Origin of the sequence: Streptomyces sp. NPDC056948 (assembly GCF_042674225.1) — a bacterium.
GTDB classification, from domain to species: domain Bacteria; phylum Actinomycetota; class Actinomycetes; order Streptomycetales; family Streptomycetaceae; genus Streptomyces; species Streptomyces purpurascens.
In genome coordinates this window covers 1-11,631 of the sequence record NZ_JBHUQX010000307.1, presented here as the reverse complement: position 1 = coordinate 11,631, position 11,631 = coordinate 1, and the positions used below count along the sequence as shown (strand labels likewise).

General features: G+C 68.5%; 9 protein-coding genes and 1 pseudogene. 9 read left to right on the top strand and 1 reads right to left on the bottom strand.

Going from position 1 to position 11,631, the window contains the following annotated elements:
- The coding region (locus ACFTZL_RS31535; RefSeq protein ID WP_382589538.1) for a substrate-binding domain-containing protein at positions 1-963 on the bottom strand (963 nt) is incomplete at its 3' end.
- A 536-nt stretch (positions 964-1,499) separates the two neighbouring features.
- On the opposite strand from ACFTZL_RS31535, the gene ACFTZL_RS31530 reads away from it, so the two are divergent.
- The 9 genes and pseudogenes from ACFTZL_RS31530 to ACFTZL_RS31490 form a co-directional block, all read left to right on the top strand.
- Positions 1,500-3,758: a glycoside hydrolase family 97 catalytic domain-containing protein gene (locus ACFTZL_RS31530; RefSeq protein WP_382589535.1), complete on the top strand. Its 2,259-nt coding sequence runs from the start codon at positions 1,500-1,502 to the stop codon at positions 3,756-3,758.
- A gap of 399 nt (positions 3,759-4,157) precedes the next feature.
- Positions 4,158-4,754, top strand: a complete 597-nt coding sequence (locus tag ACFTZL_RS31525; protein WP_382589532.1) for a hypothetical protein — start codon at positions 4,158-4,160, stop codon at positions 4,752-4,754.
- A gap of 42 nt (positions 4,755-4,796) precedes the next feature.
- Positions 4,797-4,961, top strand: a pseudogene (locus ACFTZL_RS31520) (aldo/keto reductase); the annotation flags it as partial.
- A 46-nt stretch (positions 4,962-5,007) separates the two neighbouring features.
- On the top strand, positions 5,008-5,370 hold the full coding sequence (locus ACFTZL_RS31515) for a zinc-binding dehydrogenase (RefSeq protein WP_382589530.1): 363 nt from the start codon (positions 5,008-5,010) through the stop codon (positions 5,368-5,370).
- Positions 5,367-6,155 carry an SDR family oxidoreductase gene (locus ACFTZL_RS31510; RefSeq protein ID WP_382589527.1) on the top strand — a complete coding sequence of 263 codons (789 nt, stop codon included), beginning with the start codon at positions 5,367-5,369 and terminating at the stop codon, positions 6,153-6,155. Before ACFTZL_RS31515 ends, ACFTZL_RS31510 begins: the two co-directional genes overlap by 4 nt.
- A gap of 90 nt (positions 6,156-6,245) precedes the next feature.
- A complete protein-coding gene (locus tag ACFTZL_RS31505; RefSeq protein WP_382589524.1) occupies positions 6,246-8,405 on the top strand; it encodes a glycoside hydrolase family 95-like protein in 2,160 nt (719 codons plus the stop codon).
- 146 nt (positions 8,406-8,551) lie between these two features.
- On the top strand, positions 8,552-9,835 hold the full coding sequence (locus ACFTZL_RS31500; protein WP_382589521.1) for an ABC transporter substrate-binding protein: 1,284 nt from the start codon (positions 8,552-8,554) through the stop codon (positions 9,833-9,835).
- Entirely contained in the window at positions 9,832-10,737 is a 906-nt protein-coding gene (locus ACFTZL_RS31495; RefSeq protein WP_382589518.1) for a carbohydrate ABC transporter permease, read from the top strand. Before ACFTZL_RS31500 ends, ACFTZL_RS31495 begins: the two co-directional genes overlap by 4 nt.
- Before the next feature lie 23 nt (positions 10,738-10,760).
- On the top strand, positions 10,761-11,631 hold an 871-nt coding region (locus tag ACFTZL_RS31490; protein WP_382589515.1), incomplete at its 3' end, for a carbohydrate ABC transporter permease.

Here is an 11,631-nt window from a genome sequence, read left to right as displayed (position 1 = left end):
GTCCATGCCGTTCTTGAGCTTGTCGTACATGGTCTGGACGGCGAGCGCGCCGACGTCCTTGCCGTTGATGAACAGCGCGGCCTTCATGCCTGTCGGCTTGTCCGACTGCCACTCCTTGCAGGCCAGATATGCGCCGAGCCCGACGCCGACGACGTTGGCGGGCTTGACGCCCGCGTTCTGCAGCGCCGTCACCCCGCCCATGACGTTCTCGTCGTTGCAGCCCCAGACGACCCAGTTCTTGACGCTCGGGTTGGCGGTGACGGTGGCCGCGATCTTGTCCTGCGCGCCGGTCGGGGTGTTGTCGGTGGCGACGTCGATGTTCTCGACACCCGGCACGGCTGTCTCAAACGCCTTCTTGGCCCCGGCGACACGGTCGCCGCATACGGTGACGTCCTGCTTCCAGGCGGAGATGACGCGAGTCTCTGCTGCATTCCAGCCGGCCTTCTCGAACTCGGCCGCCGCACGCTTGCCGACCTCCTTGCCCATCTGGGAGCCGCTGAATCCGACCCGGGGCACGAGGTCGCTCTTGGCGCAGGCGGCCGGGTCCGGGCCGGTGGTGCAGATCTGGTCGTCCGAGGTCAGCAGGGCGACCTTGGCGTCCCTGGCGGTCTGGACGACTTGGGGGCCGACGGCCGGGTCCGGCACGACGACGATGACGCCGTTGGTCTTCTGGGCGATGGCCGACTGGACCTCGCTGACAGTCTTGTTGGCGTCGTTGCCGAGGTTCACGACCTTGAGATCGATACCGAGCTCGGCGGCCTTCGCCTTGGCGCCGGCGGCCTCGCCGACGAAGTACTCCTGATCGCCCTGCTTCTGAAGGTACGTCAAGGTGATCTTGCCGTCCGCCTTGGCGACAGTGTCGTTCTCGGCTTCCTCCTTGCCGGAGGAACAAGCGGTCGTCGTCAGGCCCAGCGTGAGCAACAGGCCTGCGGCCACGGAGGCATGGCGATGAGACAGGGACATGAGGGAAGGCTCCTTGGATGCGCACACCCGATCCGCCGGGCAGGCGGAAATGAACACGGGTGGGAAGAGGCCGCGAGGGCGCCCGTCGTGGTGGTCGGTGACACGACGAGCGAACGATCTGGCGAAGCGGGCTGCCCGCTTCTGGGCCAAAGTCAACAGATTCGAACGCGGCGTGGATATGACACCCCTGAAGCTCCGTCATGTCAAGTCCGTTGGTCAGTTCGCGTCTGTGGCAGCTCTCCGGCGAGGTGAACGGACCGGGTAACTGGTCGAGTTCAGGGGATTGACGTCCCCTCGACGGCACTCTACGTTCCATTCTGTTTGGTATTGGTTGGTCGTGTGTACGGTTGCCCGAACGCATTCCGTCGCCGACGCCTCCCACATCCCCGCATGTACGCCGCTGGGCCCTCGCCTCAGCCTGGCTTCCGTCCTCATGCCCCCGCATGTCGCGGGTCGTTGCGGCGCGTCTCTCCCGGTCAGTCGCCACCGGAGGTCGCCGCTGCCATCGACTTCGCTCAACCCATGAAGGGACCCTCATGACCCACAGACGCGAACTCGTCATCGCAGCCACGGCACTTGCCATGACGGCCGGCCTCGTCACCGGAACCGCCGGCCCGACCTCGGCGTCGGCGCGGCACAGCTGGACCTCCGTCCAGCCCGGCGCCAGGCCCACCGGCTGCCAAGGCGTCCGAGCGACCGTCGAGCTCGACGAAAGCGGCGATCCGTCCTTGAGGGCCTCATGGAACTGCAAGGAGGTTCTGCGCCCGGCGCCGATCGGTCTGGTGACCGGCGACACCGACTTCAGTTCCGGCCTGGACTTCGTCAGCCGCGCGGACAGGAAGGTCACACAGACCTACAGGACCACCGTCGGGAACTCCCGGGTCCGCAAGCGCACCGCCACCGAGACGCGCCTGGTCTTCGCCAAGGACGAGGAGCGGATCACCGTGACCGTGCGCACCTCCGCGGACGGTGTGGCGCTGCGCTACGAGTTGCCCACCGGGGCGACCGTTCTGCGCGAGGCCACATCCTTCGAACTCCCCGCCGACGCACAGCTCAGCCACGACACGTTCTCATCCGCCCACGAGGCTCTCTATCGCACGTCGGCCGTGTCCGCGGTGCCGACCGGCGAGTACGGGATGAGCATGTTCGGCAGGCTGGCCAATGGTGCCCGAGTCCTGCTTTCCGAGTCCGGTGTCGACGGCGGCTACTCCGGCGGGCGCTTCACTCACGAGCAGGGAACAGGCCGTTTCACCGTGAAGCTCGCCGATGCGCGGGTCGTGCGGAACTCCGCGTTCGCCACACCGTGGCGGGTCGCGGCGATCGGGAGCACCGAAACCGTCGTGGAGTCGACGCTGGAGGACGATGTCGCCCCTTCGTCCAAGGTCACCGACACCTCGTGGATCAAGCCGGGCGTCGCCGCCTGGCCCTGGTTCGACGGCAAGCACGCGACTCAGCGCAACCTCGCCAAGCTCAAGGACTGGGCCGACTACGCCTCGACTCAAGGGTGGCCCTACCTGCTGGTCGACGACGGGTGGAAGAGCGTCACCTGGATGCCCGAGCTGGTCGAATACGCCAAGGCCCGTGGTGTGGGCATCATGCTCTGGTACCACTGGAAGGACCTCGACACGGAGTCCGAGCGTCGGGCCGAGTTCTCCAGGATCAGCGACTGGGGTGTCGCCGGCGTGAAGATGGACTTCATGGGATCGGAGTCCCAGGAGCGCCACCGCTGGTACGACGAGGCGCTGGCGGATGCGGCCGAAGCCGAGCTGGTGGTCGACCTGCACGGGTCCCGGCTGCCGGTCGGCGTGCACCGGACATGGCCGCATGTGCTCACCACCGAGGCTGTGCGCGGCGAGGAGTACAACACCGGCCGCACCATCGGGCACGTCACCGCCGTTCCGTTCACCCGGGGCGCGCTCGGATCCGCCGACTACTCACCGATGAGCTTCCAGCGGGCCAACCCGAACAGCGACGGCGCGGAGCTCGCCCTGGGCGTGCTCTACGAGAGCGGCCTGATGCTGCCCGGGGGCAGGGTTTCCGACTATCGGGCACGGCCCGAGGCCCAGCGCTGGCTGCGACAACTGCCCACCGTCTGGGACGAGACCGCATTCGTCCAGGGCGACCCGGTGGGCGGCGCGGTCATCGCCCGCCGTGCGGGCGACCGCTGGTTCGTGGGCGCCATGACGGGTGGGGGCGCCGGCACCCTCACGTATCCGACCGCGTTCCTCGGCGGTGGGCGCTGGCACGCCGAGATCACCACGGACGGTGCCGACGGTCTCGTGCGCTCGAACAGGATCATCCGGGCCGGCGACTCCCTGGAAGTCCCGGCTGTGGCCCGGGGCGGCCATGCGGTCAAGCTCACGAAGGTGGCCGCGCTGCCGAACGGCTACCGCACCCTCACGCCGGCCGGCGGCGACGCCGTGATGGCCGTCGAGGGAGGCGCGGCCGGGTGCGACGGACGCATCGTCCGGGCCCCGGGCGACGGCAGCGCGGGCCGTCGGTTCCGGCTCGCACCGGTGGGCGACGGCCATGTGCGGATCGTCAGCGAAGGCAGCGGTGAGGACGTGGTCGTCCAGGGAGCCTCACGCGATGCCGGCGCCAACGTCGCCCAATGCGAGTACGCGTCGGGTCCCAAGACCAACGACGAGTGGCTGGCGGAGGACGCGGGCAGGGGACGCGTCCGCTTCGTCAACCGGTACAGCGGGCTCTACCTGACGAGTGGCTCAGCCCGGGGCGACCAGTTCACACAGCGGCCGTTCGACGGCTCCGACCGGCAGATGTTCAGGCTGTCCTGACGGGGCCGGGTGGTGGGTAGATCGTATATCCGATATCGTAGTTGGGCTGGGTCGGTCGGACCCGGTCCTTCACTGACCCTCTGAAGCCCCAAGGAGATGCGCTCCGTCCGGCGACGGTTCTGTCATTCGATGACATCTGCGATTCCTCGCCGGTTCGCACTGCGGGCGTGACGGCCGCTTGTCGTCCATCGATACATCCCATCTTTTGGTCAAGCTCTTGATCGTAAGCCGCTCCTCCTTATCGTGTTTTATCCGTCAACTATGCCTATTTCTCGGATAATTTTCCACACGGGCTGGACGGAGTGAGGGGGAGCGCTACAAGATACGTCCCATGTCTCGCTCTGAGGCGATTGATCGGCATCCATTCGCATCCCGTCACGCCTTGAAAGGGCGGTGGGCATGAACCTCATCACCGAGGTCGACGCGCTGGACGTACGTTTCCCCACCTCGCGGCAGCGTGACGGCTCCGATGCGTTGAACCCCGAGCCGGACTACTCCGCCGCGTACGTCACCGTCCGCACCAGCGACGGGGACGAGGGGCATGGCCTCGCGTTCACCGTGGGCCGAGGCAACGAGGTCCAGGTCGCCGCCGTCCGAGCCCTGGCTCCCTTGGTGACAGGCCTGCCGGTCGAGGAGACACTCGCCGACCTCGGGGCCTTCTCCCGCCGCCTTACCGGGGACGGCCAACTGCGCTGGCTGGGACCGGAGAAGGGCGCCATCCACATGGCCGCCGCCGCTGTCGTGAACGCCGTGTGGGACCTCTACGGCCGGCACCTGTCGATGTTCGACTACGTGGCCGTCAGCGGCAGCACCGACGACCGCGTGATCGAGTACGTCGACCACCTCCACGAGCATTTCATCGCGCCCGTCCGGATCAGCGGGGGCCGCTATGTGACGCCCACCGCCCCCGGACTCGGAGCGCAGCTGCGCCCGGCCTCGGTGGCCGATCACCTTTACCCCGATGGCCCTGTCTGGAGCAGCGCGGCCACGCACTGAAGCCCACAACCCGCCTCTCCGCTCCACACCCCTGGATGGCAGATGCGATACCACCGACTCGGCCACACCGACTTGACCGTCTCCGAACTCGCCTTCGGCACTGCCCCGTTGGGCTCGATGTTCGGCGTGTTCGCCGAGCAGGACGGCGTCGACGCCGTCCGCACGGCTCTCGACGCGGGCGTCAACTTGTTCGACGTCGCCCCCTGCTACGGCGCCACAACAGCCGAGACCGCGCTCGGCAACGCCCTTCGAGGTGTCGACCGCGGCAGTCGCCTTCGAGGTGTCCGGCTCCGCCGCGGGTGTCACCGGCGCTGTCGACTGCCTCCAGACGCATGGACGTCTTGTCGTGGTGGCCATCCACCCCGTCGCGCGTGAAGTCGAACTGCACCGGCTCTTCTGGCGGGAGCTGACCGTGCTGGGCGCCCGGCTCTACTGGCGCCAGGACTTCGAGCAGGCGGCCCGGCTGCTCGCCGCGGGCCGTGTCCCCGTCGGCCTGATCTCCAGGATCGAGCCGTTCACCCGCGCCGAGGTCGCCTTCGCCGCTCTCGACTCCGGCTCCGGCGTGATGAAGGTCCTGATCGACTGTCAGAGAAACGAAGGGAACGGACCGGCATGACCGCCGACCCACACCAGCGGCACCAGCGGCTCTTCGACCTGAGCGGTCGGCTCGCGGTCGTCACCGGCGCCCGCCGGGGCCTGGGCCTGGCCATCGCCGAGTCGCTCGCCGCCGCCGGAGCAGACATCATCGCCGTGAGCGCGCATCTGCCGGCCTCCGGAAGCGAGGTCGCCGAGCGGGTCACCGCCCTCGGACGGCAGTGCCGCACGCTGCGCGCCGACTTCGCGGACCGGTCGGCCGTCACGGCGCTCGGCGCCGAACTCGGTGGCCTGGAGCGGCCGGTGGACATCCTCGTCAACAACGCCGGCACCATAGCCCGCGCACCCGCCGCGGAACACACCGACGCCGATTGGGATCACGTCCTGGCCGTCGACCTCAGCAGCCAGTTCGTCCTCGCGCGCGAGATCGGCCGGCAGATGCTGCGCCGAGGATCCGGAAAGATCATTTTCACTGCCTCGCTCCTCAGCTACCAGGGCGGAATCTCCGTACCGGGCTACGCCGCCGCCAAGTCCGGCATCGCCGGCCTCACCCGGGCCCTGGCCAACGAGTGGGCGGCCCGGGGCGTCAACGTCAACGCGCTCGTGCCCGGATACGTCGCCACCGACAACACCCGTGCCCTGCGCGAAGATCCCCAGCGCAACGCCGCCATCCTCGACCGCATCCCCGCCGGCCGTTGGGCCACGCCACAGGACATCGCCGGTGCCGCCGTCTTCCTCGCCTCTCCCGCCTCCGACTACGTCCACGGAACCCTGCTGCCCGTGGACGGCGGCTGGCTCGGCCGGTGACCGCTGACCGGCCCCGGCAAGCCCGCCTCACAACGCTGTGCCGTTCCAGGCCGCTCGATCACCCCTCGCGCCGAACCGAGCAGAGGACCCATGAACACAACCGACCCACGACCTTCCCCGGACCACCCGGCATCAAGAGACCGGCTTGCCGTCCGCACCGGCTGGCGGGACTTCCTCAGCGGGCTCGACCCCGTGTGGCAGGCCGTCCCCACGAGCTTCCACGATGGCCCCTTCCTGGGCAACGGCGGTCTCTCGGTCTCCCTGCGCAGGTCCAGACACGCCACCCGGCTGACCCTCGTACTCGGGGACAGCCGGGTCCGAGACCACCAGGAGGCCGGCGGCCCCCTCTGGGGCGGGACACGATTACCCGTCGGCCGCCTCGTCCTGACGACGCGGGGGGAGCTCACAGGCGTCGACCTCCGCCTCTCCCTCTGGGACGCGGAGGTCGCCGGCACCGTCGAGACCACCCGCGGCGCCGTCACCATCAGGGCGTTCGTCCACGCCTCGAAGGATCTCCTCGTCGTGAACTGCCGTCCGCTGCGGGGCGCGGAGCAGGTGTCCTGGAGGTTCGTGCCTCAGGCGGCCGTCCCTCCCCGGGAGGCGTTCTACCCCGAGCAGCGCCCGACCGGGCTCAAGGACAACCCGCTGCCCGTGCTGACCAGACGCGACGGCGAGAGTGTGTGCACGCAGGATCTGGCGTGCGGCGGACGTACCGAGACCCGTTGGCGCACCCGCACCGAGCCGGACGGCGAGACCACCACCCTGCTGTGCACGGTGGCCCACAGTGCCACCGACCCCTCGGCGAGCGACACGGCGGTCGCCGCCATGAACGACGCCGCCGAGCTGCCGACCGACCGGCTCGTCGCCACCCATCGCGACTGGTGGCACGCCTACTACCCGAAGAGCTTCCTCTCGGTCCCCGACGGCCGGTTGCAGAGCTTCTACTGGATCCAGATGTACAAGCTGGCCTGCGCCACCCGCGCGGACAGGCCGGTGCTCGCCACCAACGGTCCCTGGCTGGAACACACCCCCTGGCCCGCCGCCTGGTGGAACCTCAACGTCCAGCTCGCGTACTGGCCGATCCACCCGACGGGTCACACGGAACTCGACTCCTTACGTACCGCGTTGGAGAACGGCGAAGCCGGACTGCTCGCCTCGACCCCGCCCGCCTACCGCGGCGACTCCCTGGCCATCGGCCGCTCAAGCCAGGACGACCTGCGCAGCGAACCGGCCGGCGTCCCCGGGCAGACAGAGGTACTGCCCGAGACGGGCAACCTCCTCTGGGCCCTGCACAACGCCTGGCTCGCGTACCGGCACACCATGGACGAGACCTTCCTGCGCACGACCGTCTTCCCTCTGTTACGCAGAGCCGTCAACTACTACCTGCACTTTCTCACCGAGGACGACTCCGGCCACCTGCACCTGCCGGCCACCTACTCGCCCGAGTACGGCATCACGGCCGACTGCAACTACGACCTCGCGTTGCTGCACTGGGGGTGCGGGACGCTCCTCGACGCATCGGCCCGGCTCAGGATCACCGACGCGCTGGCGGACCGGTGGCAGCACGTCCTCGATCACCTCACCCCACCGCCGCAGAGTACTGAAGAAGGCCTCCTCATCGGCCGCGACCTGCGGCTCACCAGTTCCCACCGGCACTACTCGCACCTGCTGTGGTTCCATCCACTCCACCAGCTCGACGTCGCCGACCCCGGCAACCGGGCCCTCCTGCTGCGGACCATGGAGCACTGGCTCAGCCTGAGCGGCGAACTCCAGGGCTACAGCTTCACCGGGTCCGCGTCGATGCACGCGCTCCTCGGCGACGGCGACGCGGCACTGGTCCGGCTCGGCGAGCTGCTGGACACGTATGTCGAACCGAACACCATGTACGCCGAGACCGGCCCGGCCATCGAGACACCGCTGTCCGGCGCGCAGAGCATGCACGACATGCTGCTGCAGAGCTGGGGCGGCGTCATCCGGATCTTCCCGGCCGTCCCCCGTGCCTGGGCGGACCTGACGGTGCACGACCTGGTCGCCGAGGGCGCCTTCCGGATCAGCGCCTGCCGGCGTGACGGTGTCACGCGCTGGATCCGCGTCCGCAGCGAGGCGGGGGAGCCCTGCCTTCTCGCACCGGGCCCCCTCCCGGGCGCCGCGGCTGTCCGCCCGCTCGACGGGCTCCCGGGCCGACCGCCTGGAACCGGGATGACGACGGCCTGCTGCGCATCAGCCTTCCTCCCGGAGCCGAGTGCCTGATCACCGGTGCCGGAGACACCCCCGACCTCACCGTCGAGCCCGTCGACTGCCGCACGTTCCGCTGGGGCCTGCCCCTTTCCTGAAGCGCCCTCGAGCCGCACCCCACCGCATTCACCTGATCGACCATCACCGAACAGGACACGCGTATGAACATCACCGCCCGTACCAGAAGAATCGCCGTCGTAGCGGCTCTCGCGCTCGCCACCGGCACGCTGAGCGGCTGCGGCTCCTCCTCCGATGACGAAGGCGACTCCCTCACCTACTGGTCGATGTGGAACCAGAACGAGCCGCAGGCCAAGGTCATCAAGGCGGCGTCCGACCAGTTCACCAAGGACACCGGCATCAAGGTGAACATCCAGTGGCAGGGCCGGCAGGTCATCCAGAAGATCACCCCGACCCTGAGGAGCGGCGCGGCGGCAGACCTGGTCGACAACTCGGTCAACGCGCTCGGCACGCTGGTCTCCGCCGGTCAGAACGCCGACCTCAGCCCGGTCTACACGGCGACGATTCCCGGCGAGAACAAGACCGTGGCCGAAGTCATCCCGGAGAAGTACAAGGCCTACCTCAACGACAAGAACGGCAAGCCGTTCATGGTGCCGTACTCCGTGGCCACCGAGGGCGTCTGGTTCGACGCCGCCAAGTACCCGGAGCTCGCGGCCAACCCGCCGAAGACCTGGGAGGACCTCGTCGAGAAGCTCGACGCCATCAAGGCGACCGGTGTCGCCCCGATCGCCCTGCCCAGCAACGACCCCTACTGGACCCTGCTCACCCTGCAGCGCCAGTTGGGCACCGAGGGCGTCCGCGAACTCGCCGCCGACAAGACCGGGGCCGCCTGGGACGACCCCGAGGTCCGCGCCGCCGTGAAGAAGGTCGAGCACCTGCGGGACAACCACTTCATCAAGGGCTACGAGTCCACACAGGGCACCCAGGCCCAGACCAGCTGGGCACAGGGCAAGGCCGCGTTCTATCTGAACGGCACCTGGGTGCCCGGCGAGAGCAAGCCCAACGTCGACGCCGACTTCAAGTACGGCAACTTCCAGCTCCCCGCGATCGACGGCGGCAACACGGCGGTCGGCGTCAACTTCTTCGGATTCGCCGTCCCGAAGACCGCCGAGCACTCGGCGGAGGCGCAGAAGTTCATCGCGTACTTCATGAACAAGAAGCACCTGACCGGGATCGCCACCCAGGCACTCAACATAGCCCCGCGCCCCGACGTCCCCGCGCCCGAAGAGCTCGCGGCGGTCGCCAAGGCGCTCGACGGCAACGACGTCTACGCCGATCAGGCACGGTTGTTCGTGGACTACGCGGCCTGGGCGACCAAGGCGTACACCCCGAACGTTGTGCGGTTCATCCAGGGCGTGACGAGCGCGGACGAGTTCATCGACCAGACCAGGCGGGCCTCTGTCGACTTCTGGAAGGCCAACCCGTGAGCGCGACCGTCCGGTCGCCGCTGGAACGTCGCCGGGGACGGATCTTCGCACCGTTCCTGGCGCCGGCCGTGGCCCTGTACACCGCGCTGTTCATCGGGCCCACCCTGTACTCGCTGTACACCAGCTTCACCGACTGGGACGGGATCAACTCCCCCCAGTGGGCGGGCACCCGGAACTACACACAGCTGCTGCACGACCCCGCCTTCCGCTCCGCGTTCGGCAACACCTTGAAGATCGTGTTCGGAGTCGGCGCCGCGATCTTCGTGCTGAGCTTCGGCTTCATGCTGATGCTCCGTGAGATGCGGGGCCGCCGGGTGATCCGCGGGGTGATCTTCCTGCCCCACATCGTCTCCTCCGTCGTCCTGGCTATCTTCTGGGGCGTCCTGCTCAGCCTGGACGGCTTGCTGAACCAGGCCCTCGACGGGATCGGGATCGACCCCGTCGAGTGGCTGAGGCCGGGCTGGACGATGAGCGCCGTCCTCGTCGCCCTGGTCTGGATCAACACGGGCTACTACGTCACGATCCTGATGGCCGGCGTCGACCGGATCCCCGTCTCCTTCTACGAGGCGGCACGGCTCGACGGCACCAACGCCTGGCAGCGCTTCCGCCATGTCACCCTGCCGCTGTCCTGGGACGTCACCGCGGCCGCGGCCGTGCTCTGGACCATCACCTCCGTGAAGATCTTCGAGTTCATCCTCGCCTTCGGCGGCAACCAGGGCGCTCTGCCACCCACCTACCAGTGGAACAACGCCATGTTCGTCTACGGCGAGACAGTCGGCGGCATCACCCCGGTGAACCAGTTCGGATACGCGGCCGCCTCGGCCGTGACGACCCTTCTCTTCGTCGCGGTCCTGGTGATCGTGCTCCGTCGGCTGATGCGCCGTGAACCGCTGCAGTTCTGAACCCGTCAGGAAGGAAACCCGCGATGACCACCACCGTCGCGACCCAGCCGGCCGAGCCCCGGGCCCCGGCCAGGACCCCCCGCCGCAGACGCCTCGCGCGCGTCCTCGCCCGCCTGCCGGGAACAACCGCCGTCTGGCTGTTCACCGGTTTCTGCGTGTTCGCCTTCGCCTTCATGCTGATCAGCTCGTTCAAGGCCAGCAGGGACATCCTGGAGCGCCCCTGGTCCCTTCCCACCACCCCGCGTTTCGAGAACTGGGCGACGGCCTGGAACGACGGCGGCTTCGGGCCGGCGTTCATCAACTCGACGGGGCTGGTGGTCACCGCGTCGGCCGTGACCGTGGTCATCGCCGGTCCGGCCGCGTACGTGCTGGGCAGGAGGCCCGGCCGTCTGTCCAACGGCCTCAACCTGTACTTCGTCCTGGGCCTGGGCATTCCCGTCCAGGTGATGGTCCTCCCGCTCTACGCGCTGATGAACTCCCTGGAGCTGATCAACAGCCTGTTCGGTCTCTTCGTGCTCTACGTGGTCGTCTCACTGCCGTTCACCGTCTTCCTGCTGACCTCCTTCTTCGCCTCGCTGCCCGCCGAACTGGAGGAGGCGGCGGCCCTCGACGGGGTGTCCGCGGCGATGACCTTCTGGCGGATCATGCTGCCCCTCGCCCGCGGGGGCCTGCTGACCGCGACACTGCTGAACGCGATGGGAATCTGGAACGAGACCCTTCTGGCGCTGATGTTCATCCAGACCAACGACAAGTTCACCCTTCCCCTGGCCCTGCTGAACTACTTCCAGCAACAGCAGTTCACCGGCGCGGACTTCGGCGCCCTGTTCGCCGGGGTGTCGATCTCGATCCTCCCGATGATCGGCCTCTACGCCTGGCTCGGACGCCGCATCACTC

Bases quoted from the DNA above. Each gene is read 5' to 3' on its own strand.
- ACFTZL_RS31530 (WP_382589535.1), top strand. From the start codon at position 1,500: ATGACCCACAGACGCGAACTCGTCATCGCAGCCACGGCACTTGCCATG.
- ACFTZL_RS31525 (WP_382589532.1), top strand. From the start codon at position 4,158: ATGAACCTCATCACCGAGGTCGACGCGCTGGACGTACGTTTCCCCACC.
- ACFTZL_RS31505 (WP_382589524.1), top strand. From the start codon at position 6,246: ATGAACACAACCGACCCACGACCTTCCCCGGACCACCCGGCATCAAGA.
- ACFTZL_RS31500 (WP_382589521.1), top strand. From the start codon at position 8,552: ATGAACATCACCGCCCGTACCAGAAGAATCGCCGTCGTAGCGGCTCTC.
- ACFTZL_RS31510 (WP_382589527.1), top strand. From the start codon at position 5,367: ATGACCGCCGACCCACACCAGCGGCACCAGCGGCTCTTCGACCTGAGC.